The organism is Nocardia sp. NPDC050630, from assembly GCF_044457245.1.
Classification (GTDB): Bacteria; Actinomycetota; Actinomycetes; order Mycobacteriales; family Mycobacteriaceae; genus Nocardia.
The window spans coordinates 94212-120297 of record NZ_JBITGN010000013.1 but is presented as its reverse complement, the minus strand read 5'-3'; the positions used below and the strand labels follow the sequence as shown (position 1 = coordinate 120297).

The window sequence follows — 26086 nt, the reverse complement described above, 5'->3', positions numbered from 1 at the left end:
ACTGTTGGTAGAGGGAGTGGAGCGAACAGAACAAGTAACGAAGGAGCCGGCCGAAGGGCCGGCTCGTTCGGCCTTGCGGTTCGCCAGGCTATCCCGAGCCACCTTCGTCGGTGGGATCGCACTCACTGTCGTCCTATTCTCGATCGGTGCCTGGCAGCGACGCTGGATCGCCGACGACGGCCTCATCGTGCTGCGCACGGTGCGGAATCTATTGGCGGGCAACGGGCCGGTCTTCAACGAGGGCGAGCGCGTCGAGACCAACACCAGTACCGCATGGACCTATCTGGTGTGGTTCTTCAGCTGGCTCACCAAGGCCAGGCTGGAGTACGTCGTCCTCGGCGTCGCGCTGACGGTGTCGATGTCGGCGATCGTGTTCGCCATGCTCGGCGCCGCGCGGCTGTGGGGCGGCACGAAAACGGCGCTGTTGCTGCCCGCGGGCGTATTCGTCTACATCGCCCTGCCGCCCGCCCGTGACTACGCCACCTCCGGTCTGGAGAGCGGTCTGGTCATCTGCTGGCTTGGCCTGCTGTGGTGGCAGTTGGTGCGCTGGAGCCAGACCGAGCGGGTGAAGCTGCCCGCACTGTTCGGGCTGGTGTTCCTCGCCGGACTCGCACCGCTGATCCGTCCGGAGATGACGCTGGTCGGCGCGTTGTCGCTGCTGATGATCTTCCTGGCCCCGATGCCGCAATCCCGGCTGCATCCGATCCTGTTGCGCGGCTTGATCGTTGCCGCCGCCGGACTGGTGCCGATGTGCTATCAGGTCTGGCGGATGGGCTACTACGGCCTGCCCTATCCGAATACCGCGGTCGCCAAGGACGCGGGCGGTGCCAAGTGGGGCCAGGGCTTCAAATACCTGTGGGATCTGGTCGGTCCGTACTACCTGTGGGTGCCGCTGCTGGTGCTGCTCGTCCTCGGCGTGGTCGCTGGCCGCTCGATGCGGGCGGTCGAGCAAACCGACGAGCGCGGCTGGACCGTGCGCCGGGTCCGCGAATGGCTGCATTCGCCGAGCGCGGTGGTTGCTCTCGTGCTCGGCAGCGGGTTCGTCCTCACGATCTACGCCCTGCGCGTGGGCGGTGACTTCATGCACGGCCGGATGCTGCTACCGCAGCTGTTCTGCCTGCTGCTGCCGGTCGCCGTGGTTCCGATCCGATTGCCCGAGGGCGGCCTGCGCGCGGTGACAGGTAAGGATTGGTCCTTCGCGGTGATCGCGCTCGCGCTGCTCGGCACCGCGGGCTGGGCGCTGTTCGCGGCCAACACCACTGCCATCAAGTCCGGCACCAAGATCAGTTCCTCAGGCATCGTCGATGAGCGTGTCTACTACGTCCTCAATACTGGTCACGACCATCCGATCCTGGCCGAGGACTACCTGGACTACCCACGCGTGCGGGCCATGGTGAACAACATCGCCGAAACCCCCAACGGCGGTCTGCTACTGAACTCGCCGTCGTTCATGTTCTGGTACGTCGCACCACCGCCGCAGCCGATTCCCGACGGTGGCGCCGGCCACACGGTTTACTTCCTCAACCTCGGCATGACCAGCATGAACGTCCCGCTGGACGTGCGCGTCATCGACCAGATGGGCCTGGCCTATCCGCTGGCGGCGCACACCGACCGGCTCACCGACGGCCGGATCGGCCACGACAAGAGCCTGTATCCGGACTGGGTCGTGGTGGATACCGGCATGGTGGACCGGCACCCGTGGATGCCCTGGTACATGGACGAGAAGTGGGTCGCCCAGGCGCGTACCGCCATGAGCTGCCCGGACACCGTTGCGCTGAATATCTCCTACCGTGATCCGCTCACCTGGGGTCGCTTCAAGCACAACCTGATCCACGCGCTGCATTTCGCGAAATACCGAATCGATCGCGTGCCGAAGTATGAGATCGAGCGGTGCGGGCTGGTGGATCCGTACCCGCAACCGCAAAGATAAGGAACTTCTGTCACACTCGGCCCATGGATCTCTCTAGGCCTCAGTTTTTTCCCTGAGCAGTGTCGCTAGCGATTGCTTGTAGGTCGCCCGAAAGGGTCGGCTAAACGTGGCGCATATCGCTTTATCTCTTTTTGATAACGCCACCGTATCGATGAAGCGATATGGTACGTGGGAACGCCCGTTGGGGCGTCCGATTTCGACATGGCCCATCCAGTGGTCAACGTAGAGACGCGGTCGAAGTACGACCGCATAACGAAAGGCCGAAAAACAGATGCGAGGCGTGATCGGGCGAAGGACGCAAAATGGACGTCTGAAAACCCGTAGAGCCGGTTCGTGGCTCAAGCGGTCGGTGCTGATGTCGCTGGCTATCTTGCTGCCGCTCGGGGTGTCAGTAGCAGGTCCGGCGGGTTCCGCGTCGGCTGCGTTCAACCCGGACGGCTTCGATTTCTGGGTCGATTCCAGCATGGGCCCGATCAAATCGCGGATCTTCCGCGCCGCGGACGGCAATACCGGCCGCGTGGTCTACGCGCTCGACGGTATGCGGGCCCGCGGTGACCTGAGCGGCTGGGAGATCGAGACCGAGGTCGCCCGTGAGCTGACCAAGTGGAATATCAACGTGGTCATGCCGGTCGGCGGCCCTTCGAGCTTCTACGCGGACTGGAACGCGCCGGGTAACTTCCTCGGCCTGAGTACCGGGTCGTCGGGTTCGGCCAACGGCTCGTCCTCCGGGTCCGCGATGACCGGCTCCTCGGGTTGGAACGAGACCCTCGGCAAGTCGAACACCTACAAGTGGGAGACCTTCCTGACCACCGATCTGCGCAATGCCCTGCGTGATCGTCTCGGCTTCAGCCCGACCCGCAACGGCGTCTTCGGCCTGTCTATGGGCGGCAGCGCCGCACTGACCCTCTCGGCCTACCACCCGGACCAGTTCGTCTATGCCGGTTCGTACTCCGGTTACCTGAACATCTCGGCACCGGGTATGCGCGAGGCGCTGCGCGTCGCGATGATCAGCGCTGGCGGTTACAACATCGACGCGATGGCGCCGCCGTGGGGCCCGCAGTGGCTGCGTATGGACCCGTTCGTCTTCGCGCCGCGACTGATCCAGAACGGCACCAGGCTCTGGGTGGCTGCCGGTAGCGCACTGCCCGGTCCGGCCGACGCGAGCTCGCCGCTCGACGTCATCCAGGGCACGCCGCTGGAGGCGCTCGCACTGGTCAATACCCGGGCCTTCCAGGTTCGGATGGCGACGCTGGGTGCGCAGAATGTCACCTACAGCTTCCCGTCAGTCGGCATCCACAACTGGCACAACTGGGAGTCCGAGGTCTACCGCATGATCCCGGACCTCTCCGCCAACATCGGGTAATAGCTCTGTTTAATTTGCCGCGCCCGCGGCGCGGCGTGTTCGCGGCCCCCTGGTGTCTCGCGTCCGAGCCGTCGAGACTCGCGACTTCGTCGCAAGCGCGGAGACCGCGCGGGCCCGGGACGGGGCGCGCAGGCGCCGCGCACCCGCGCGCCGCGGTCGCATGCGCTTCGACGGCTCGGACGCGAGACGGGCCGCGAACGTCGCTCGTAAGACTCGCTCCGAATGGGGCTGGTAATGCGGTGAGCTGACCGCCTGGCGTGTTCGCACGCCGGGCGGTTTTTTTGTTTGCTCGCATCGGTCCGAAACCCCCGTTGACAACGAATCAGCGGCTGGACGCCTTCGGTAGTTGTGGGGTGAATCACTTTCCAGCAACATGTAACCATTCGCCGGCGATTGATGTATGTGCTGCATGTATGCAGGTGAAATGTCTGTTTCGGACAGGATGAACCATCTTTGCACCCGGTGAGGAGCCGGTTGAGATTGCGTGAAATTAGCTGACTGGCTGCCTGGATGAAAGGTCGAGTCGAATGCGATGTGTGCGCTGGGAAGGTAGGCCCGAAAGCTCGGCCAGTTCCTCGGCCGGGGTGGGCAGCGGTTCCTGGGCGAAGAAATGGGTGCTCGGTGTGGCGACAGCAATGCTGCTGCCATTCGGGATCGCCATCGCGGGCAGCGGGGCCACCGCATCGGCGGGCTTGAACCCCGCGGCCTTCGACTTCTGGGTCGATTCCCCGGTAATGGGCCCGATCAAGAGTCGGGTGCTGCGCGCGGCGGACGGCAATACCAACCGCGTCGTCTACGTGCTCGACGGCCAGCGGGCGCCGGAAACGCTCAATGGCTGGGAGATCGAGACCAACGTCCCCGAGGTCCTCGCGAGCTGGAATATCAATGTGGTCATGCCGGTCGGCGGCATGTCGAGCTTCTATGCGGACTGGAACGCGCCGAGCAACTTTCTCGGCGTCACGCCGGGCTCGGCGGGTTCGTCCACCGGATCCGGTGCGACAGAAGCCTTTATGGCAGGGCCCGGCAAGAGCTATCGATACGACTGGGAAACCTTCCTGACCCAGCAATTGCGACCGGCACTGCGGGATCGCTTGGGCTTCAACCCGAATCGCAATGGCGTGTTCGGGCTCTCGATGGGTGGCAGTGCCGCGCTGACGCTGGCGGCCTATCACCCGGACCAGTTCAGCTTCGCCGGTTCGTTCTCGGGCTACCTCAATATTTCGGCGCCGGGAATGCGGGAGGCGATTCGGACGGCGATGATCGACGCGGGCGGCTACAACGTGGACTCGATGGCGCCGCCGTGGGGCCCGCAGTGGCTGCGGATGGATCCGTTCGTCTTCGCGCCCCGCTTGATCGGGAACGGCACCCGGGTGTGGGTCGCCGCCGGGAGTGGATTACCGATGCCCGACGATGTCAACATCCCGTTTCCGGTTGCCGCGGACCGCATCATGCGAGGCGCGCCGCTCGAAGCGATCGCCTTGGCGAATACCAGGGCATTTCAGGTCCGCATGATGTCGTTGGGGGCGCAGAACGTGGTGTATTCGTTCCCGTCCGCCGGTCTGCATGCGTGGACCAACTGGCAGGACGAGGCCTATCGGATGATTCCGGACATGTCCGCCAATATCGGCTGAGTTATTCGATCACCGCGAACGCTCGATCGCTCCGCGCGAGCAGGTGTTGCGGAGCACAAGCCGCCTGGCGCACGGACCAGGCGGCTTTGTTCTGGTCCGTATCGACGCATTTGCCTACTGGTTAACTGTATGGTCGCTAACTCGGAAGTTTCGGTGCCGCATGCCCGCGAAGGTCCGTGGTGTGACTTCGCGCGGTTATTTCCCGGACTTCATCACGATCCGACATAGCGGCGGCTTTTTGTCCGGGTGCGTATGAAGATTTACCCCATGAGAGGGGTAACGCCGAGAACCACAGTGGGTGGGAAAGCGTTGGCGCCGAGTGCTGATTCTCGTGCACGCAAGCGACCAACAATGCTCCTACGGGTGAGACGTCGACGTTGCGGCCTCGCAGAACAGTTGCCAATAGATTGCTGCGGCGATCCATGGTCGGGTGTCGCTCGCACTGGCGTTGCAGGTCGGAATTGCGGTCGCCGGTCTTGGCGCACTCGCGGCGTCGGTGAATATCAACATTGTCACGTCGCGTGCAATCCAGCTTCTATTCGGCCCTGGCTCGCACCGGCCGATACCAGGGGCAGCAGGGCGTCCGCGTCTGGGAACCTTTCTGATCCAGAATCTGTCCTCTGGGCCTGCGCCACCGTCTCGGCTTCCATCCCCGTGGACGGCAGCGCGGCGCTGACGTTGGCGGCAAATCACCCGACCAATTCCGCTCTGCCGGTTCGCATTCGGGCTGAGTATTTCGGGCACGATATGGTGCGCTCGATGTGATCAACGTGTCGGGTCGACTCGATCCCGGCACACGACGTTGGGGAGCGTGCGCTGGCGGAAAACTCGCGTCTTTCGGCCTGGCTGGATTCGCCCCGGCTGGATTCGCTCCCGCTGGATTCGCCCCGGCTCGATTCGCTCGGCTCGATTCGCTCGGCTCGACGAACACGGTCTTCGGCGGTCGGTCCGCACACCTGACGCTACTGGGCCGACCGAGGGCTCGAGATGGTGCCGGATCCGAGTGGGCACCTCGGGTCAGGATTGAGACTCCCTACTGACCCCCTAATCTTTGTCCGAAATTCCCGTTCCGACACGACATCTCCGGTCGAACGCGATAAGGTCTCCGCACGATCACAGCTTGTGAACGGGCGGAATTCGGTCACTCGAATACCCCGGTCTTGCTAAGGCTTCGCACGTCGAATAACCTCCAGCGAGCGCAAGTGTGACCAGATCGTTGTAGCGCCGTCGCTTGTGCCGGAATGTCGGGTACCGGTGTACATGTGACGCGCGTCTCGTTGGCAGCACGGGTGTTGCCCGGCCCGCATGGGCTACGGGTGACACCACAACAGCAGAAAGAGAGCAGGATTCATGGGTTTCGGCAGGGCGGCCGCGCCGAAGAGAACCAAGTCGGGACGGCGAGGCACGCCTCGTGGTTGGCGGAATCGAATTCTGGCTGTCGGTGCCGCGGCGTTGGCGCTACCGATCGCCGCAGGCGTGACGGGCCCGACCGTTGCCTTGGCCGCGCCGGTGCACGGCCCCGCGCTGCGGACGCCGTCGGGCGGCCTCGAGGATCTGATGGTCCCGTCCCAGATGGGTCCGATCAAGGTCCAGGTGCAGTGGGCGGCGCGCGGCGGTAACGCGGCGCTGTATCTGCTCGACGGCTTGCGGGCACGTGACGACCGCAATGCGTGGTCGTTCGAGACGAATGCCCTCCAGCAGTTCGGCAACGACAACATCTCGCTGATCATGCCGGTCGGCGGCCAGTCGAGCTTCTATGCCGACTGGTACAGCCCGAGCAACACCAACGGCCAGAAGACCACCTACAAGTGGGAGACCTTCCTGACCAAGGAACTCCCCGCCTTCCTCGAGGGCTACGGTGTGTCGCGCACGAACAACGCGGTTGTCGGTCTCTCGATGGGTGGTTCGGCCGCGCTGGCACTGGCGGCCTATCACCGCGACCAGTTCAAGTACGCCGCGTCCTACTCCGGCTACCTGAACATCTCCGCGCCGGGCATGCGCGAGGCGATCCGCATCGCGATGCTGGACGCGGGCCGCTACAACGTCGACTCGATGGCCGCGCCGTGGAGCTCGCAGTGGCTGCGGATGGACCCGTTCGTCTTCGCGCCGCAGTTGCGTGGTCTGCCGATGTACATCTCGGCGGCCAGCGGTCTGCCGGGTCAGTACGACAACCCGAACTCGGCCGTCGGCTACTTCAACACCGCCAACGGTATGGCGCTGGAGGCGCTCTCGTTGGTGAACACCCGTGCGTTCCAGTCTCGCCTGGCCTCGCTCGGCATTCCGGCCCAGTTCGACTTCCCGGCCGCGGGTACCCACTCGTGGAAGTACTGGGAGGGTGAGCTGTGGAATTCCCACAACGGCATCCTCGACGCCACCGGCGGTTGGTGAGCTGAGGGTCTAGACGCCTAACGGCGCCGTCTGCTTCCGAATGGAAGCGGCGGCGCCGTTTCGCATTTTCGGGCGGAAAGACTATCCGCGTGTCTTACCGGCAACCACGTCGCAACCGGGGTAGGAAACACGTGTGGCAGGACTCGGATTCGGCAAATGGGCGCGGCGTGACGGACGTGTGACCCGCGGCCGGGTCGCGATGCTTGCGATCGCCACCGTGCTCCCACTCGTATCCAGCATTTCCCCGGCGACCGCGCCGGCAAACGCCCAGCCCGCCGCCGCTTCGGCCGTCGGTACGGCGGTGCAGCGGGTGGTATGGCTGACCGATCGGCGGGTCGCGCTGTGGATCAATTCGCCATCGATGGCCACCCCGATCCAGGTGCAGTTGCTGCTGGCCCGGGATTGGAACGCCCGCCCGGAGGCCAGGTTCCCAGCTCTGCTCATGCTCGACGGTCTGCGGGCCACCGATGAGGAGAGCGGCTGGACCCACGACGCCGGTGCGGTGGATTTCTATGCCGATAAGAACGTCACGGTGGTGCTGCCGGTCGGCGGTCAGTCCAGCTTCTACTCCGACTGGCTGCAGCCGGACAACGGTCGCAACTACAAATGGGAGACCTTCCTGACCAAGGAACTTCCGCCGCTGCTGGAGAGTCAGTGGCGGACCACGGATGTGCGTGGCATGGAAGGCATTTCGATGGGCGGCACGGCCGCGATGTTCCTGGCCGCACGCAATCCGAACTTCGCGAAATACGCTGCGTCGTACTCTGGCGTGCTGACTACGACCACCCTCGGTATGCCGCAGGCGATCCAGTTCGCCATGCATGATGCCGGCGGATTCGATTCGGCGGCCATGTGGGGTCCGCCGGGCGGTCCGGAATGGGACAGCCACGACCCATATGCATTGGCGGACAAGCTCAAGGGCGTCAGTCTGTACATCTCCAGCGGTAACGGCTCGACCGGACCGTTCGACCAGGCCAGCGGCATTCCTGGGATCAGCACCAATTACGCGGGCATGGGCTTGGAGATCCTGTCCCGGCTGACCTCGCAGAACTTCGTGACCAAACTCGCCAAGCTATCCATCCCCGCCCAGGTGAATTACCGTCCCTCCGGCACACATTCGTGGCCGTACTGGGATTTCGAAATGCGCCAGTCCTGGCCGCAGGCCGCCGCCGCGCTCGGGGTCGATCCGAATAAACCGGCGTGTCAGACCGGTGGCGCGATCGCCGCCCTGGTCGGCGGAAACGGCTGGCTCGGCGAATGCCTTACCGCTGAGTACCCGGTGGCGGGCGGTATCGCACAGGACTTCAAGGGCGGTCGGGTCTTCTATTCGCAGGCCGACGGTGCGCACGCGGTCGGCGGCATGATCGGTGGCGGCTACCAGGCCGCGCTCGGCCCGAGCGGTTCGCTCGGTCTGCCCACCGAAGACGAGCGCGGGCTGCCGGATGGCCGCGGGCGCATGCAGGCCTTCCAGAACGGCCTGCTCTACTGGACCCCGCGCACCGGCGCCCAGGTGGTGCGCGGCGCGATTCTGGAGGAATGGGGCCGGCAGGGCTTCGAGCACGGCCCGGCCGGATATCCCACCGGACCGGAGACCAAGACCCCTGGTAAGGACGGTGTGGTTCAGTCCTTCGAAAACGGCCCGTTCTACTACAGCGCGAAGACCGGCGTACATCATGTGCAGGGGATGATCCTCGGCAAGTACGCCGAATTGGGTTATGAGAACAGTCAACTCGGATTTCCCACCGCCGACGAGGCGCCGAGCAAGGATTTCGGCCGCTACAGCAAGTTCGAGGGCGGAAATATCTACTGGAGCCCGCTCTCGGGTGCGTGGCTGGTGCGTTCGGGTCCGATCATGGATATGTGGTCGGTGGTCGGCTACGAGAACGGCAGGCTCGGGTATCCGATCAGTGACGAGTTCGCCATCCCGGGCGGCACTCAGCAGAATTTCCAGACCGGATTCATTACCGTGCACGACGGCAAACCGGAGGTCCACGGAATTTAATTCCAACCGGTCTGTTTGCTGACCGGCTGCACCTATGGTTGGCTTTCCTCTAGCCTGGGTGGCGACCCGACCCCTTAGCGAACAGATCGAGGACACGAATTCATGCATCGGACCCGCGGAAAGGTTATCGGCGTAGTCGTGGGGATCGCCGCTACCGGCTTGCTTGCCGCTTGTGGCAATAACGATTCGACGGCGACGAGTACGCCGACGCTGTCCCACACCACTACGGCGGCGGCGACCTCCGCCTCGACCAGCGCCGCTGCGACCGGTCAGCCGTCGCAGGCCCCCGAGACGCCCACCGATACGGCGACGCCGGAGCGTCCGCAGCCCGTCCCGACCAACGCCGTCCCCGAGGACACCTCGAAGCTCACCGATAAGGACAAGAAGTTCCTCGACGCGCTCAAAGCTGCCGGCATCACCCCGTCCACCCCGGATATCGCACTGAGCATCGGCTCCTACGTCTGCCAGGGCGTCGCGGCGAATGCCTCCGACCAGGATCTGATGACCTTCGTCTCGGCGATGGCCGGATCGGATCCGTCCTTCGATCCGGCGAAGATGCCGGTGGAAAAGGCCGGCAGGATCTACATCGATACGGCTAAGTCGACGTACTGCCAGTGAGTGCGCGTCCCGGTTCGGCCTCCCGCCGGTCCCGGAAACCGGCGGGATGTCTGCTCTTCATCGGTCTGGTAGTTCTCGTCCTCGTCATCGCGCTGCTGCTGTGGTTCGTGCTCGCGGGTCCGCTGCGCAAGCCGAAGCCCGGTCCGAAGCCGCCACCGACACCGCCGACCTCTCAGCCGGCCTGGTGTCCCGATGTGCAGATGATTTCGATACCCGGTACCTGGGAATCGAATAGCAACGACGATCCGCACAATCCGACGGCCAATCCGATCTCGTTGATGCTCAACGTCTCCGGGCCGGTATCCCAGCAGTTCCCGGAGGGACGGCTGGATGTCTACACCGTTCCCTACGTCGCGCAATTCTCCAATCCGATCGCGATCCCGCCGGACGGTCAGCAGTCCTATAACAACAGCCGCTCAGAGGGCTGGCAGCGCGCGCTCGATGCGATGTCGAATCGGTATCGCGACTGCCCACTGACCACCTATGTGCTCGCCGGGTTCTCTCAGGGCGCGGTGATCGCGGGCGATATCGCCGGTCAAATCGGCGCGGGCAAGGGGCCGGTACCCGCGGACAAGGTACTGGGCGTCATGCTGATCGCCGACGGTCGCCGCACCGGTGACAACGGACCGGGCCAGGCCATCCAGATCGGCACCCCGCCCGCCGGAGTGGGCGCCGAGGTCTCGCTCAACGGGTTGAAGGTGCCCGGGATCACGATGACCGGAGCCAGGGAGGGTGGTTTCGGCGCGCTCGCCGATCGCACCTACACCATCTGCGCGCCGGGTGACATGATCTGCGATTCGCCGCGCGATGCGTTGAGTCCCCTGAACATCGTCGGCAGCGTGCTGACCCTGGTCCGAGCGGTCGGTAACCCGGTGCACAGCCTCTACAACAGTTACGTGGTGGACGGCGATGGCACCACCGCGACGCAGTGGACAGTGAACTGGGCCACCGGTTTGATCGAGGCAGCGCCTCATCCCGCCCATGCTTGACCGCCTCCCCGGACCTATGTCGGTCGTGGGAGCCTCGACAGTGTCGTCGCGGGCCGATGGTCGAGTGCGGGTGAGCCTGTCGGCGTCCCCGGCGAGTTACCCATGTGTGCACGAAACCAGTTGTTTCCTTGGTGACTGATCACATGAAACAAGCCTGATCGCGGTGCTAGTGACGCAAGCCTGGGCGACTACACACCACAACGCTGTAAAGTGCGCCTGATGATCGCGACGCCGGCCCTCGAGCCCCCAGAAGCGTGGGCACGATGTGGCCGGGTGTCGCGCCCACATTTCCTTACAGCCAGGAGCATGAGTTCATGACAGAAGCCGCACCGGCCACCACGGCGAGCCGTGACGCGGATGCTGAGTCGACCGCGCTGGGTACTCCGCTGCGGCCCTTCCGCTTCGCGGCCGCGGGCGAGGGAAATAAGCAAGAGGGCGGGGCCAGGAAGTTCGTCCAGACCGCGCAGACGGCCGAGGAATACGGCTTCGACACCTTCGTTGTGCCCGATCACCTCGGTGACCAGATCGGCCCGATCGCCGCACTCGGTGCGCTGACCCAGGCCACCGAGCGGATCCGGCTGGGAACCTCGGTGCTGGCCAACGGTTTCCGGCATCCGGTGGTGCTGGCAAAGGACCTGGCCACCATCGATGTGCTGTCCAAGGGCCGCCTCGAGGTCGGCATCGGTGCGGGCTGGAAGCAGGATGAATTCGTCGCCGCTGGTCTGCCGTACGAATCGCCGGGCGTGCGTCTGGCGAAGTTGGACGAGACCCTGACCATCCTCGATGTGTTGCTGCGCGGCCAGGAATGCACCTTCGAGGGCAAGTACTACCAGGTGCACGGTGTCAAGGGCACGCCACGGCCGCGGCAGGGTCCGCGCCCGCCGATCTGCACCGGCGGCGGCGGTCCGAAGATGCTGCGGCTGGCCGCCAAGCACGCCGACATCATTTCGGTCGTTCCGGTCACTACCCAGAACGGCAAGGGACTGCTGTCCGGGATCACCTTGGAAAAGACCATCGAGAAGGTGAACCTGATCAAGGAAGCCGCGGGTGAGCGTTTCGCCGATATCGAGCTGAACTGGGCCATTACCGCGATCGTCATCACCGACGACCGGGAGAAGACCGCCGAGATGGCGTTGTCGGCCATCGATCGCGGACTGCACCCGGACCTCGAGGTCGACGTAAAACTGTCGGTCGAGGAAATCCTCGCCTCGCCCTATGTGGCAATCGGCACCTTCGAGGAGATCGCCGAACAGATCCGTCAGGTGCGGCAACTCACATCGATGTCCTATGTCGGTGTATTCCCAACCCAGATGGACGCGTTCGCGCCGATTATTCCGCTGCTGCGGGGGGAGTGACCCGGTCTTCTCTGTAACATGACTCTGGTTTGAGAACATCTAGCCGATAGCGGTCTACCGCGCAGACCGCAATAAAATCTGCAGGCTGGCTCTCGCATGTAGAGCACCCGCGGGCGATAGCGAGTCGGGGCCTCACAGGTAACAGCGGCGTTGTCGCCGTCTTGCTGCGTGTGCCTCGGAGGAGATGAAGGAATGGACGAGACTTTCGACGATTACCTGGATGAGACCGGGAACATCCGTATTCCCGATGATCACACCCTGGTAGACCACGTCGAGAAGCACACCCGCAACGATGCGAACACCCTCGCGTACCGCTACATCGACTATTCGCGCGAGCGTGACGGTGAGGCGCAGGAGCTGACGTGGCGTGAGTTCGGTATTCGGCTGCGCGCGGTGGCCGCTCGACTGCAGCAGGTGACCAACCCGGGTGACCGGGTCGCGATCCTGGCCCCGCAGGGCCTGGATTACGTGATCTCCTTCTTCGCCGCGATCTACGCGGGCACCATCTCGGTGCCGCTGTTCGACCCGGACGAGCCGGGCCACACCGACCGCCTGCACGCGGTGCTCGGCGACTGTGAACCCTCGGCCATTCTGACCGCGAGCTCCTCCGCGGCCGGTGTGCGCCAGTTCTTCCGCTCGCTGCCCGCCGCCCAACGTCCGCGCATCATCGCGGTCGACGCGATCCCCGACGCCGTCGGCGAGAGCTGGGTGCGTCCCGATGTCGCGGTCGATGACATCGCCTACCTGCAGTACACCTCGGGCTCCACCCGCGTTCCGGCCGGTGTCGAGATCACCCATCGGGCGGTCGGCACCAACCTGCTGCAGATGGTCGACGCGATCAACCTGGACTGGAACTCGCGCGGCGTCACCTGGCTGCCGCTGTTCCACGATATGGGTCTGCTGACGGTGATCCTGCCCGCGGTCGGCGGCAAGTACATCACCATCATGTCGCCGAGTGCGTTCGTGCGTCGCCCGTACCGCTGGATCAAGGAACTGGCCGCCCATAAAGACGGCGCCGGAACCTTCGCCGCCGCACCGAACTTCGCCTTCGAGCACGCCGCCGCGCGCGGTCTGCCGAAGAACGGCGAGTCGCTGGATCTGTCCAATGTGATCGGCCTGATCAACGGCAGCGAGCCGGTGACCACTTCGTCGATGAAGAAGTTCAACGACGCGTTCGCCCCCTATGGCTTACCCAAGACCGCGATCAAGCCCTGCTACGGCATGGCCGAGGCGACGCTGTTCGTCTCCGCGACCAAGGCCGAGGACGAGGCAAAGGTCGTCTACGTCGACCGCAACGAACTGAATGCGGGCCGCATGATCCGAGTCGAGCAGGGCGCCGAAAACGCCATCGCGCAGGTCTCCTGCGGTTATGTCGCGCTGTCGCAGTGGGCCGCCATCGTGGACCCGGAGACCGTCGATTCCGACGGCGGCGGGCACGAGCTGGCCGACGGTCAGGTCGGTGAGATCTGGCTGCACGGCAACAATATGGGCATCGGCTACTGGGGTCGTCCGGACGAGACCGCGGCGACCTTCCACAACAAGGTCACGCATCGTCTCGTCGAGGGCAGCCACACCGAGGGCACCGAACTCGACGCCAACTGGATGCGCACCGGTGACTACGGTGTGTACTTCGAGGGCGAGTTGTACATCACGGGGCGGGTGAAGGACCTCGTGATCGTCGACGGCCGCAACCACTACCCGCAGGACCTCGAGTTCTCCGCGCAGGAGGCCTCGAAGGCGCTGCGACCCGGTTTCGTCGCCGCGTTCTCGGTGCCCGCGAACCAGCTGCCCGCCGAGGTATTCGAACAGGGCAGCCATTCCGGCCTGAGCTTCGATGCCGACGACGCCTCCGAGCAGCTGGTCATCGTGGCCGAGCGCGGACCGGGCGCCGGTAAGGCCGACCCGCTGCCGATCGCCGACGCGGTCCGCGCGGCCATCTCCCAGCGCCACGGTGTGACCGTGCGCGACGTGCTCTTGGTCCCCGCCGGTTCGATTCCACGGACCTCCAGCGGCAAGATCGCTCGACGCGCCTGCAAGACTGCTTATCTGGAGGGAACGCTGCGGGGTGGTTACACCCAGCAGGCTTTCCCCGATGCACCGGAAGAGTAATTGCCCGAGCGTGGCTCGACCCGGCTATCGACACCTGAGGTGACTTCCCACGTCAGGCGTCGATTCGCGGCGTGCCCGGTACGCAGACAGGTAGCTTGAGGAACTGATGGCTGACAACGAGGGCACGCCCGACCAGACGACCGAGATCGTGCCCGCCGATGCGGACGCGGTCGATACCACTGACGCCGGGCAGGCTGCGCCACCCGCCGCGACGACCGATATGTCGGTCGCGGAGCTGCGGGAGTGGCTGCGGCGCTGGGTCGCCGATGCGACCGGTCAACCGATCGAGCAGATCACGGTGGACCGGCCGATGGAGGAGTTCGGGCTGGCCTCACGCGATGCCATCGCACTCGGCGGTGATATCGAAGAGCTGACCGGTGTGGTGCTGACGGCGACGATCGTCTACCAGCATCCGACCATCGCGTCGCTGGCCGAGGTCGTCATCAACGGTGTGCCGGAGTTGCCGGAGGAGTCGGGTAACGACTCGTTCTACACGGCCGGGTATCAGCCGGGCGATGCGCACGACATCGCGATCGTCGGCCTGTCCACCCGGCTGCCGGGCGCGGGTGACACCCCCGAGTCGACCTGGGAATTCCTGATCAATGGTGGTGACGCGATCCGGGAGCGTCCCGAGGGGCGGTGGGACGAGTTCACCGAAGACCCGGCGGTGGCCGCGAAGGTCGCCGAGGGCAACACCCTGGGCGGCTACCTCGACCAAGACGTAGTCAAGGGCTTCGATGCGGAGTTCTTCGCGATGTCCCCGATCGAGGTCGAGCGGGTCGATCCGCAGCAGCGCTTGATGATGGAGCTGACCTGGGAAGCACTGGAGCACGCCAGGATTCCCGCAAGCGAACTCAAGGGCGAGGCGGTCGGCGTTTTCGTCGGCACTTCTACCAACGACTTCGCGATGGTGTCCGCACTCGGCTTGGGGCAGTCCGATCCGAATGCACCCGCCTCGGCTGATGCGTACGCGCTGACCGGTGGATCCTCGGCCATCGTCGCCAACCGGATCTCCTACTTCTACGACTTCCGTGGCCCCTCGGTCGCTGTCGACACTGCTTGCTCGTCCACGCTGGTCGCGGTGCACCAGGCTGTGCGCGCGCTGCGTGATGGTGACGCCGACTTGGCCTTGGCTGGCGGCGTGAATATGTTGCTGGCCCCCGCGATCACCCTCGGCTTCGATTCGATCGGCGCGGTCGCAAAGAACGGCCGTATCAAGGCGTTCTCCTCCGATGCCGACGGCATGGTCCGTTCCGAGGGCGCCGGTCTGGTGGTGCTCAAGCGGCTGGCCGACGCCGAACGCGATGGTGATCGCATTCTCGCGGTGGTCAAGGGCTCGGCTGTCAATTCCGATGGCCGGTCCAACGGCATCGTCGCACCGAACCCGGATGCGCAGGCCGATGTGCTGCGCCGGGCCTATCGGGATGCGGGCATCGCGCCGTCCACGGTCGACTACATCGAGGCGCACGGCACCGGCACGCTGCTCGGCGACCCGATCGAGGCCGATGCGCTCGGCCGAGTGGTCGGTCGCGGTCGCGACGACGACAAGCCCGCGCTGCTCGGCTCGGCGAAGACGAACTTCGGTCACCTGGAGTCCGGTGCAGGCGCTGCCAGCCTGGCCAAGGTGGTCATGGCGCTGCAGAACAACGTGCTGCCGCCGAACGTCAACTATGCCGGGCCGAACCCGTATATCCCGTTCGAGCAGGCCCACCTGAAGGTCGTCGACGAGCCGACGGAATTCCCGCGCTACAGCGGTACCGCCACCATCGGTGTTTCCGGCTTCGGTTTCGGTGGCACCAATGCCCACGTGGTCATCCAGGAATACAAGCCGACTCGGGCCGGGGCTGACCAGAACGAGATCGTTGGCTCGGCAGACGAGGTCGCGGAACTCGGTGCCGAGGCCGACGAGGCGGTAGACCAGAGCGAAACGATCGACGCGGATATCGAGGCCACAGATGTGGTCGCGGAGGCCGATCAGATAGTCGCGGAGAGTGCCGAGCAGGGTGCAGGAGACGTAGGGGTTGTTGCGGAATGGTCGACCGAGCGGGTCGAACCGCTGCCGGTGATCCTCGCGGTATCGGCCTACCTGCCATCGCGCCGCCGCCGCGCTGCCGCGGAGCTGGCCGACTGGCTGGAAACCGAGGAAGGCCGTAACGCTCCGCTAGAGGATGTTGCGCGTTCGCTGGCCAAGCGCAGCCACTGGCGTTCGCGTGGCGTCGTCGTCGCCAAGACCCACGAAGAGGCCGTTGCTGGCCTGCGTGCGATCGCCGCAGGTAAGCCGGGTCCCGGTGTGTTCACCGCGGACGCGCCCGCCGTGCAGGGCCCGGTCTGGGTGCTCTCCGGATTCGGTGCTCAGCATCGCAAGATGGGTAAGCAGCTCTACCTGGAGAATTCGATCTTCCGCAAGACCGTCGACGAGGTCGACGAACTGGTGCAGGACGAGGCCGGGTATTCGGTGCGCGAGATGATCCTGGACGATGCCCAGGATTACAACGTCGGCACCTCACAAGTAGGCATTTTCACCATTCAGATCGGTCTGGCCGCACTCCTGCGCGCGCATGGTGCGCAACCCGACGCGGTGGTCGGCCATTCGATGGGTGAGGTGGCCGGGGCCTATATCTCCGGTGGTCTCGTACTCGAGGACGCGGTCCGTGTGATCTGTGCCCGCTCGCGCCTGATGGGCGAGGGCGAGGCGATGATCAGCGATGACGACGTGCGCAATATGGCGCTGGTCGAGCTGAGCGCCGCCGATGTCGAGGCGCTGCTGGTCGACTATCCGGATGTCGAATGCGCGGTATACGCGGCGCCGACGAATACCGTGATCGGTGGTCCGCAGGATCAGGTCGCGGCGATCGTGGCCAAGGTCGAGCAGGCGGGCAAATTCGCTCGCGTGCTGCAGACCCGCGGCGCGGGACACACTTCGCAGATGGATCCGCTGCTCGGTGAGTTGGCGGCGGAGCTGGCCGGTATCGAGCCGACCAAGTTGACGGCGGGCCTGTATTCGACCGTCAACAAGGAACAGTTCTACCGGCCCGGCAGCGACCCGGTGCACGATGAGGACTACTGGGTCAAGAACATGCGCCACTCGGTGTACTTCACCAACGCGGTGAAGCTCGCGGTGGACACGGGCCACACTACCTTCCTGGAGTTGGCGCCGAATTCCGTTGCGCTGATGCAGGTTCTTGGCACGACTTTCGCGGCGGGCGTGCACGATGCGCAGCTCATCCCGACCCTCAAGCGCAAGGAAGACGAGTCGGCGGGCGTGATCTCCGCGCTGGCACAGCTTTACGTGCACGGACATCGCGTCGATCTGCCGTCGCTGCTCCCCGCGGGCGACTACGCCGATATTCCGCGGACCGCATTCCTGCGCAAGCCGTACTGGCCCAAGGCGAAGATGGCCACCGGCAGCGGTAATGCTCGTGTGCCCGGCGCGCATGTCGCGCTGCCGGATGGTCGGCACGCGTGGGAGGTGCAGGCCTCGGCCGTCACCGATCTCGCGGTGCTGGTGAAATCCGCTGCGGCACAGGTGCTCAGCGACGTGTCATTGGGCGCGTCGGTTCCGCACGCGGTGCTGCCGAGCACCGGAACGCTGACCACGACGTTGATTCCACACCTGGGTGGCGCGTCGGTGCAGGTGCATGCGCGCGAGGGTGCGAGCTTCCAGCTGCTGTTCGAAGCGGTCGTCGCCTCGAGTGCGCCGCTGCCCGAACCCGTTGCCGCAGCTCCGGTTGCGGGTACCGAGGTCGCGACCACCGGGAACGCCGATCTCGAGGTCGTCGAAACCTTCGGTGAGCGTTGGGATCCGGCGGGCACGCAGACCCTGGAGGAGCGGCTGGCGTTGATCGTCGCGGAGTCGATGGGGTATGCGGTCGAGGATCTGCCGATGGAGATCCCGCTGATGGAGCTGGGTCTCGATTCGCTGATGGCCATGCGCATCAAGAACCGCGTCGAATACGAATTCGATATTCCCCAGCTGCAGATCCAGGCCGTGCGCGACGCCAACCTGACCGAGGTCGGCAAGGTGTTGCGCTATGCCATCGAGCACCGCGACGAGGTGCAGGCCATCGCCGATAAGCAGGCGGCCGGTGAGGAGATCGCGGTCGACGGCGGATTCATCGCGGCGGCACGTGCTGCGGTCGCCGCCGGTGCGGATCCGACGGCTGTGGTGTCGAATGCCGCTGCCGGTGAAGGGGTTTCGCTAGATGCCGAGAACACCTCGGTGGAGGCGGAAGCCGAGAAGATCGTCGCCCAAGCGGAGACGGCCGCCGGTATCACCGGTACTGCCGCGCCTGCCCCGGCCACTCCCGAGCCGGGTGCTGCGGCCGAGGCCGACGACGCTGCGATCGAACGCGCTCTGGACGCCGAGAACACTACCGCGGTCGGCGCGGCCGAGGCGGTGGCTGCTGCCGCGGCTCCCACCGACGCCGCTGCGATTTTCGGCGGTCAGTCCGCCACCGCCGATGAGGACGATGTGCCGCCGCGTGATGCCGCCGAGCGGTTGACCTTCGCGACCTGGGCGATCGTCACCGGTAAGTCGGCGGGTGGCATCTTCAATACCCTGCCGATTCTGGAGGAGGAGGTCGCCGAGAAGTTGGCGGCCCGACTCACCGAGCGGGTCAAGGCCGAGGTCACCGTCGATGATGTGCTCGACTGCGAGACCATCGAACAGCTCGCGGATATCGTGCGCAACCTGCAGGACAGCGGTGCCGATGTGGAGGGTTACGTACGTACGCTGCGTCCGCGTGCCGATGGTTCGAATGCGGTGCCGGTCTTTGTCTTCCACCCCGCCGGCGGCAACACCCTGGTCTACGAACCGCTGTTGAAGCGTCTGCCCGCCGACACCCCGATGTACGGCATAGAACGGGCCGACGGCGAGATCGAGGAACGTGCCAAGCAGTACGTGCCGCAGCTGCGCAAGATCCAGGGTGACGGACCGTACGTACTGTACGGCTGGTCGCTCGGCGCGGTGCTCGCGCTGGCGGTCGCGCAGGAGCTGCGCGACGAGGGCGCTGATGTGCGAGTGGTCGGCCTGATCGATCTGGCCATTCCGGCCGAGCCCGAGGACAACAGTCCCGAGGAGCGGATCCGTCGCATCGAGCGCTATCAGGCCTTCGCGAAGAAGACCTATGGCGTCGAAGGTGAACTGCCACAGGAGCAGTTGGAAGAGCTCGCGTTGGCCGATGACGAAGATCAGTTCAAGATGATCAGCGATTTGGTCAAGATCAGCGGCACCAAGATTCCGGGCGGCGTGCTCGAACATCAGCGCACGTCCTGGATCGAAAACCGGGCGTTGCAGAAGATGCGGCCCGCGCGCTACGAGGGTGAGGTAGTGCTCTATCTGGCCGATCGTTACCACGACGGCGCGATCGAGCTCGAGCCTCGCTTCGCGGACCGCTTGCCCAATGGCGGTTGGGATGAATACATTCCGAACCTCGAGGTTATACATATTCCGGGTGACCACCTCCAGATCGTTGACGAGCCGCGGATCGGCAAGATCGGAGCCGACCTCACCGCGAAACTTGCTGTGATTGCCCCATAGGGGTGCCTGATGAGAGGGTGTAAGTGAGCACTACTGCCGAGAAACTCGCCGATCTGCGCAAAAGACTTGAATTAGCGCAGGAACCGGCGGGCGAAGCGGGGGTGGCGAAGCGGGCGAAGAAGGGAATCCCGAGCGCTCGCGACCGGATCAATATGTTGCTCGATCCGGGTACCTTCGTGGAAATCGGTGCGCTGGTGCGCAAGCCGGGTGACCCTTCGGCGCTGTACGGCGACGGCGTGGTGACCGGGCACGGCCTCGTCGAGGGCAGGCCGGTGGCGGTTTTCTCGCACGATCAGACCGTCTACGGCGGTTCGGTCGGAGAAATGTTCGGCCGCAAGGTCGCCGCCATCCTGGAGTTCGCGGCCAAGGTCGGCTGCCCGGTGGTCGGTATCAACGACTCCGGCGGCGCCCGGGTACAGGAGGCCGTGACCTCATTGGCCTGGTACGCCGAACTGGGATTGCGCGTCGAGCCGCTTTCCGGGATGGTGCCGCAGGTTTCGATGATCCTCGGCAAATGCGCGGGCGGGGCGGTGTACGCCCCGATCAATACCGATGTTGTGGTGGCCACCCACGAGGCCTACATGTTCGTCACCGGGCCCGGTGTGATCCGGGAGGTCACCGGCGAGGACGTCAGCCTGGAGGAACTCGGTGGCGCCAATAGCCAAGCGCAGTACGGCAATATCCATCACGTCGCCGATGATGAGCAGTCAGCGTTCGAATGGGTGCGTGCGTATCTGGGCTTCCTGCCGACGAGCTGCCAGGAACAGCCGCCGATCGTGAATCCTGGTCTGGAGCCGGAGATCACTGAATCGGATCTGGAACTGAATTCGATCGTCCCGGACTCGGACAACGCCGGGTACGACATGCACGACATCCTGTTGCGCATATTCGACGACGGTGATTTCCACGAGATCGGCGCAACGGCGGGACGCAATGTCATCACCGGATTCGCGCGGGTGGACGGCCGCAGCGTCGGTGTGGTCGCGAATCAGCCGATGGTGTCCGCCGGTGCGCTCGACGCCAGGGCCTCGGATAAAGCCGCGCACTTCGTGCGGATGTGCGACGCGTTCGATATTCCGCTCGTATTCGTTGTCGACACACCGGGATTCCTACCCGGTGTGGAACAGGAGAAGATCGGCGTCATCAAGCGCGGCGGCCGCTTCTTGTTCTCCTACGTCGAAGCGACCGTGCCGAAGGTGACCGTGGTTATCCGCAAGTCCTATGGCGGCGGATACGCGGTAATGGGTTCGAAACAGCTCGGTGCGGATGTGAATCTGGCCTGGCCGACCGCGCGGATCGCGGTCATGGGCGCCGAAAGTGCGGTCAGCTTGATCGGTCGCCGACAGATCGAAGCGGCGCCGGAGGATCAGCGCGCCGCGGTGCGTCAGCAGATGATCGACTTCTACAACGCGACCGTAGCGACGCCGTGGGTCGCCGCGGAGCGCGGCTATATCGACGCGGTTATCGAGCCCTCGACCACCCGTCTGGAACTTCGTCGTGCCCTGCATCTGCTGCGCGATAAGGCGCTCATCCGCAACCCACGCAAACATCACCTGCTGCCGCTCTGACGTGATCGGGCCGCATCCCGGATGGACTGCGGCCCGATGCCGTTGCGTGTCAGCGCAAGTCAGGCGATGGTCGCCGACTCGATGATGACGTCGTCCTGCGGCACATCCTGGTGCATGCCCGCCGAACCGGTGGAGACCGCGGCGATCTTGTCGACCACCTCCGAGCCCTCGGCCACCTTGCCGAAGACCGTATAGCCCCAGCCCTGCGCGGTCGGCGCGGAGTGGTTCAGGAAGGCGTTGTCGGAGACGTTGATGAAGAATTGCGCAGTGGCCGAATGCGGGTCGTTGGTGCGGGCCATCGCGACGGTGTACTTGTCGTTCTTCAGGCCGTTGTTCGCTTCATTCTGAATCGGGGCCTGCGTGCCCTTCTGCTGCATCTCAGGGGTGAAGCCACCGCCCTGGATCATGAAACCCGGAATGACGCGGTGGAAGATGGTGCCGTTGTAGTGGCCGGCGTTCACGTAATTCACGAAGTTCGCGACGGTATTCGGGGCCTTCGCGTCGTCGAGCTCCAGCACGATCTGTCCGTAGTTGGTTTCGAGATTCACCTTTGTCATAAAGCCCACCTTTCCATCCCCATGGCAACTGGTCAGCAGTTCGGGTCGACTTTGCTCACCATGATGGCCGCCAGCGTGGTAGCCGCGCCCGTGTGGGCACTGCGAAGCCGCACCAGTTCCCTGGTTGCTGCACATACCGGTGTTGTCGACGACGCGCCTCAGCTCAGGTTTCGAACGAAGCGAGATCGAGCATGCGCCGTTCGCTGCCCATCCAGGGGCCGCGAACGCGTCGCGGCGAAGCCACGACAATTAAACACAGCTACCATTGCGAACCGTGCCCGACGCCGCTACCGCTGTCTTGACAAAACCGCCCGCCGCGCCCGAAGTCGCACCGAGCGATTTCCGAACCGCGCGCCTCGTCGCGCTGGTCGCCGGCGCGCTCGGCGCATTGTTCGCGCTGACAGCTCCGTTCTTACCGGTCAGCCAGACCACCGCGACGCTGAATTGGCCGCAGGACGGGGCCCTCAACAGCGTGCAGGCGCCGCTGATGTCGCAGGTGCCGATCGATCTCACCGCCAGCATTCCGTGTTCGGCGGTCGACCAGCTGCCGAGTTACGGCGGGATGCTGTTGGCCACCGCACCGCCGCAGGGCGACCGGGCCTCGCTAGAGGCGATGTTCGTGCGGGTCTCGGACACCACCGTGGATGTGGTCGACCGCAATGCCGTGGTGGCCTCGGCCGAGCGTGCGCAGTTGGGCGCGTGCACGTCGATCACCATCAGCTCCGATATCAATCGGACCAGGGCTGCGTTCGAGGGGGTGACCACCACGATCGAGCGGCCGGTCGAGGGCGCGGCGCCCGGGACAACGCAGAAGGTCGAGGTACCGGTCGAGGGGCAGCTCAACGGTGATCTGCGGCCGCAGGTGGTCGGCGTCTTCACCGATTTGAAGGGCGCGGTGCCCACCGGCCTGTCGTACCACATGACGGTGGACACTCGGTTCTCCTCCAGCCCGACGCCGGTCAAGTTGATCGCGATGATCGCGGCGGTGCTGTGCACGCTGATCGCGCTCGGCGCACTGGCTCGCCTCGACGGCAGCGACGGGCGCGGGCACCGCCGGTTCCTGCCCGCCAACTGGCTGAAGCCGAACTGGGCGGACGGCGCGGTAATCGGCACACTGCTGCTGTGGCATTTCGTGGGTGCGAATACTTCCGATGACGGCTACATCCTGAGCATGGTGCGGGTGGCGCCGCACGCGGGCTATATGGCCAACTACTTCCGGTGGTACGGCGTGCCGGAGGCGCCGTTCGGCTGGTATTACTACGTCATCCAGGCCTTCTCGGAGATCTCCACCGCGAGCCCGTGGGTCCGGTTGCCCGCGCTGTTCTGCGCGATTCTGTGTTGGATGGTGATCAGCCGCGAAGTGGTGCCCCGGCTCGGGCGCGGGGTGCGCAACAGCAAGGTGGCGCTGTGGACCGGTGGGCTGGTCTTCCTGGCGTTCTGGCTGCCGTTCGACAACGGTCTGCGCTCGGAGCCGATCGTCGCGCTCGGCGCGCTGCTGACCTGGGTGTCGATCGAGCGGGCCATTGCGACGGGTCGGCTGTTGCCCACCGCGGTGGCGATTCTGGTGGCCGCATTCACCTTGGCAGCGGCCCCGACAGGTCTTATGTGTGTGGCAGCGTTGCTCGCCGGTATCCGGCCGCTGGTGCGGATCGTGGTGCGGCGGCATCGGCAGTTCGCGGCGCAGGGGGTGGGCAAGTGGGGTTCGACGCTGCCGCTGCTCGCGCCGATCGCGGCCGCGGGTCTGCTGGTGCTGATCGTGGTCTACAGCGACCAGACCTTCGCCGGTATCCAGGAGGCCAACCGGGTGCGGCAGGTGACCGGCCCGAATCTGGCCTGGTATGAGGACTACCTGCGCTACTACTACCTGTTCGTGGAGACGGTCGACGGATCGCTGTCGCGTCGGTTCGCCTTCCTGATCATGCTGCTGTGCCTGTTCACCACCATGCTGGTGCTGCTGCGGCGCAGGCAGGTTCCCGGCATCGCCAGCGGTCCGACCTGGCGGCTGATGGGCGTGGTGTTCGGAACCATCTTCTTCATGATGTTCAACCCGACGAAGTGGACCCACCACTTCGGCGCGTACGCGGGCATCGCCGGATCACTGGCCGCGGTCACCGCGGTGGCGGTTTCGGCAAGTGCGTTGCGGGCCAGGAAGAATCGGGCGATCTTCCTCGCCGGATTGCTTTTCGTGCTCGCGATCGCCTTCTCGGGCATCAACGGCTACTGGTATGTGTCCAGCTTCGGCGTGCCGTGGTTCGACAAGCGGATCTCGCTGCACGGCTACCAGTCGAACACGTTCATGCTGGTGCTGTTCGGGCTGGCGCTGGCACTGGTCGCATGGGCGACGCTGCGCGAGGACTACACCAAGCCGCAGCCGTCGGCGAAGTCGGTGCGCGGCAAGCGGATTCGCAAGTTCGCCGCGATCCCGCTGACCGTCGTCGCCGCGCTGATGGTGCTGCTCGAGGTGTGCTCGCTGCTCAAGGGCGCGGTGTCGCAGTACCCGGCCTATTCGCTCGCGCGCTCGAATTTCGATTCGGTGCAGGGTAATTCGTGCGGTCTCGCCAATGACGTGCTGGTGGAACCGGATGTGAACAAGGGCAACGGCATGCTCACCCCGATCATCGATCCGGTGAATCCGCCCAAGAACGGCGATCCGCTGGCCGGCGCCGATCCGGTCGGCTTTGATCCGAACGGTGTGCCCGAGAAGCTCAGCGCCGACACCATCGAGGTGAAGCCGGGGACCGGCAATACCTCCACGCAGTCGGTCGGTCCGGTCGGCGCGGACGGTCAGAACGCGGGCACCGACGGCGGTTACGGCGCGACCGGTGTCAACGGCAGCCGGGCCACCCTGCCCTTCGGCCTCGATCCGGCCACCACGCCGGTGATGGGCAGCTACCAGCAGGGCGTGCAGCAGCCCGCGCATCTGGTCTCCAGCTGGTACCAGCTGGCGCCGCGCTCGGAGGATCATCCGCTGGTGGTCATCTCGGCCGCGGGCCGCATCCTGTCCGTCGACGACACCGGCGACACCAAGTACGGCCAGTCGCTGACCGTCGATTACGGCAAGCACCTGCCCGACGGCAGTGTGCAGATGCTCGGCACCTACCTGCCGCGCGATATCGGTCCGTTCCCGTCGTGGCGCAATCTGCGTATCCCGCTCGATGAGATCGCACCCGATGCCGATGCGGTCCGCATTGTCGCCAATGACCCGATTCTGATCGGCGATCAGTGGCTGGCGTTCACCCCGCCGCGGATGCCGAAGTTGGCCACGCTGAACAGCTTCATCGGCTCCGATCAGCCGGTGCTGCTGGACTGGGCGGTCGGATTGCAGTTCCCGTGCCAGCGGCCGCTGGACCACAAGAACGGTGTGGCCGAGGTGCCCGGTTACCGGATTCTGCCGGACCGTCCGCTGGCCATCAGCTCGACGAATACCTGGCAGGCCGAGGAATTCGGTGGTCTCCTCGGCTTCGGTCAGATGCTGGCGAAGTCGAGCACCGTTCCGACGTATCTGAAGAACGACTGGGCGCGGGACTGGGGTTCACTCGAGCGGTACGACCAGTACTACCCGAATGCGGTTCCGGCCAAGTTGGATACGGGTACGGTCAGCCGGTCGGGGCTGTGGTCGCCCGGCCAGCTGCGCGTGTTCTAGGTCGTGAATGAAGGCAGGCCCGTCGAAAATTCGGCGGGCCTGCTCTCGTTCGGGGACCGAGTTGTACTCAGCGTCCACTCGTGTCCGGATTCCGGGAAATCCGGACGCCAGGTGCGCTCAGGTCAACAGTGCCCCGCAGCGACGAAAGGCCGCGGCGTCGGCTGTGCTGGCCGACGCAACGGCCTGGTGGATGACGGTTTGCGGACTAGACCTTCGCCATGCGTAGGCCCAATTCACGACGGAGCAACTCTTGCGGGGTTTGGCGGGATAACACGCGTAGCACCGCCGGTCGAAGCTCCCGTAGTTCATCCTCGGTGAGCAGTCCGACGAGGTCACGCAGATCCATATCATCGAAGGCCGCGGTCATGAATAAAAGGTTACGGCCAGCTTCACC

At 65.0% G+C, this 26086-nt stretch carries 14 protein-coding genes; 12 read left to right on the top strand and 2 right to left on the bottom strand.

Going from position 1 to position 26086, the window contains the following annotated elements:
- Nucleotides 1-4 precede the first annotated feature (4 nt).
- The 11 genes from zomB (at nucleotide 5) to ACIBG0_RS28425 (ending at nucleotide 21492) form a co-directional block, all read left to right on the top strand.
- Nucleotides 5-1930 (top strand): flagellar motor control protein ZomB, encoded by a 1926-nt coding sequence (gene zomB / locus ACIBG0_RS28475; protein ID WP_397036626.1) that lies wholly within the window; start codon nucleotides 5-7, stop codon nucleotides 1928-1930.
- 271 nt (nucleotides 1931-2201) lie between these two features.
- The gene (locus tag ACIBG0_RS28470; protein WP_397036422.1) at nucleotides 2202-3293 is read left to right on the top strand and encodes an alpha/beta hydrolase; all 1092 of its coding nucleotides are present in this window, start codon (nucleotides 2202-2204) and stop codon (nucleotides 3291-3293) included.
- Nucleotides 3294-3820: 527 nt separating this feature from the next.
- Nucleotides 3821-4924 (top strand): alpha/beta hydrolase, encoded by a 1104-nt coding sequence (locus ACIBG0_RS28465; RefSeq protein ID WP_397036420.1) that lies wholly within the window; start codon nucleotides 3821-3823, stop codon nucleotides 4922-4924.
- A 1350-nt stretch (nucleotides 4925-6274) separates the two neighbouring features.
- On the top strand, nucleotides 6275-7312 hold the full coding sequence (locus ACIBG0_RS28460; protein ID WP_397036418.1) for an alpha/beta hydrolase: 1038 nt from the start codon (nucleotides 6275-6277) through the stop codon (nucleotides 7310-7312).
- 199 nt (nucleotides 7313-7511) lie between these two features.
- Nucleotides 7512-9314: an alpha/beta hydrolase-fold protein gene (locus ACIBG0_RS28455; protein WP_397036625.1), complete on the top strand. Its 1803-nt coding sequence runs from the start codon at nucleotides 7512-7514 to the stop codon at nucleotides 9312-9314.
- A gap of 102 nt (nucleotides 9315-9416) precedes the next feature.
- Entirely contained in the window at nucleotides 9417-9932 is a 516-nt protein-coding gene (locus ACIBG0_RS28450; protein ID WP_397036417.1) for a DUF732 domain-containing protein, read from the top strand.
- Nucleotides 9929-10921 (top strand): cutinase family protein, encoded by a 993-nt coding sequence (locus ACIBG0_RS28445; protein ID WP_397036415.1) that lies wholly within the window; start codon nucleotides 9929-9931, stop codon nucleotides 10919-10921. Before ACIBG0_RS28450 ends, ACIBG0_RS28445 begins: the two co-directional genes overlap by 4 nt.
- Before the next feature lie 314 nt (nucleotides 10922-11235).
- Nucleotides 11236-12276: an LLM class F420-dependent oxidoreductase gene (locus tag ACIBG0_RS28440; protein WP_397036413.1), complete on the top strand. Its 1041-nt coding sequence runs from the start codon at nucleotides 11236-11238 to the stop codon at nucleotides 12274-12276.
- A gap of 192 nt (nucleotides 12277-12468) precedes the next feature.
- Complete coding sequence (fadD32, locus tag ACIBG0_RS28435; RefSeq protein ID WP_397036411.1) at nucleotides 12469-14385, top strand: long-chain-fatty-acid--AMP ligase FadD32; 1917 nt, start codon at nucleotides 12469-12471, stop codon at nucleotides 14383-14385.
- Between the two features lie 106 nt (nucleotides 14386-14491).
- A complete protein-coding gene (pks13, locus tag ACIBG0_RS28430; protein WP_397036409.1) occupies nucleotides 14492-19924 on the top strand; it encodes a polyketide synthase Pks13 in 5433 nt (1810 codons plus the stop codon).
- Between the two features lie 23 nt (nucleotides 19925-19947).
- Nucleotides 19948-21492 carry an acyl-CoA carboxylase subunit beta gene (locus ACIBG0_RS28425; RefSeq protein ID WP_397036407.1) on the top strand — a complete coding sequence of 515 codons (1545 nt, stop codon included), beginning with the start codon at nucleotides 19948-19950 and terminating at the stop codon, nucleotides 21490-21492.
- A 59-nt stretch (nucleotides 21493-21551) separates the two neighbouring features.
- Here ACIBG0_RS28425 and ACIBG0_RS28420 read toward each other — a convergent pair whose 3' ends face one another.
- Nucleotides 21552-22049, bottom strand: a complete 498-nt coding sequence (locus tag ACIBG0_RS28420) for a peptidylprolyl isomerase (RefSeq protein ID WP_397036406.1) — start codon at nucleotides 22047-22049, stop codon at nucleotides 21552-21554.
- Nucleotides 22050-22323: 274 nt separating this feature from the next.
- On the opposite strand from ACIBG0_RS28420, the gene ACIBG0_RS28415 reads away from it, so the two are divergent.
- Nucleotides 22324-25692, top strand: coding sequence for an arabinosyltransferase domain-containing protein (locus ACIBG0_RS28415; RefSeq protein WP_397036404.1), 3369 nt, complete (start codon nucleotides 22324-22326; stop codon nucleotides 25690-25692).
- Nucleotides 25693-25897: 205 nt separating this feature from the next.
- Here ACIBG0_RS28415 and ACIBG0_RS28410 read toward each other — a convergent pair whose 3' ends face one another.
- Entirely contained in the window at nucleotides 25898-26059 is a 162-nt protein-coding gene (locus ACIBG0_RS28410; RefSeq protein WP_169811244.1) for a hypothetical protein, read from the bottom strand.
- Nucleotides 26060-26086 lie beyond the last annotated feature (27 nt).

Excerpts from the sequence above, each read along its gene's own strand:
- ACIBG0_RS28470 (WP_397036422.1), top strand. The coding sequence starts at position 2,202 with ATGCGAGGCGTGATCGGGCGAAGGACGCAAAATGGACGTCTGAAAACC.
- ACIBG0_RS28465 (WP_397036420.1), top strand. The coding sequence starts at position 3,821 with ATGCGATGTGTGCGCTGGGAAGGTAGGCCCGAAAGCTCGGCCAGTTCC.
- ACIBG0_RS28460 (WP_397036418.1), top strand. The coding sequence starts at position 6,275 with ATGGGTTTCGGCAGGGCGGCCGCGCCGAAGAGAACCAAGTCGGGACGG.
- ACIBG0_RS28455 (WP_397036625.1), top strand. The coding sequence starts at position 7,512 with ATGCTTGCGATCGCCACCGTGCTCCCACTCGTATCCAGCATTTCCCCG.
- ACIBG0_RS28450 (WP_397036417.1), top strand. The coding sequence starts at position 9,417 with ATGCATCGGACCCGCGGAAAGGTTATCGGCGTAGTCGTGGGGATCGCC.
- ACIBG0_RS28440 (WP_397036413.1), top strand. The coding sequence starts at position 11,236 with ATGACAGAAGCCGCACCGGCCACCACGGCGAGCCGTGACGCGGATGCT.
- fadD32 (WP_397036411.1), top strand. The coding sequence starts at position 12,469 with ATGGACGAGACTTTCGACGATTACCTGGATGAGACCGGGAACATCCGT.
- pks13 (WP_397036409.1), top strand. The coding sequence starts at position 14,492 with ATGGCTGACAACGAGGGCACGCCCGACCAGACGACCGAGATCGTGCCC.
- ACIBG0_RS28420 (WP_397036406.1), bottom strand. The coding sequence starts at position 22,049 with ATGACAAAGGTGAATCTCGAAACCAACTACGGACAGATCGTGCTGGAG.
- ACIBG0_RS28410 (WP_169811244.1), bottom strand. The coding sequence starts at position 26,059 with ATGACCGCGGCCTTCGATGATATGGATCTGCGTGACCTCGTCGGACTG.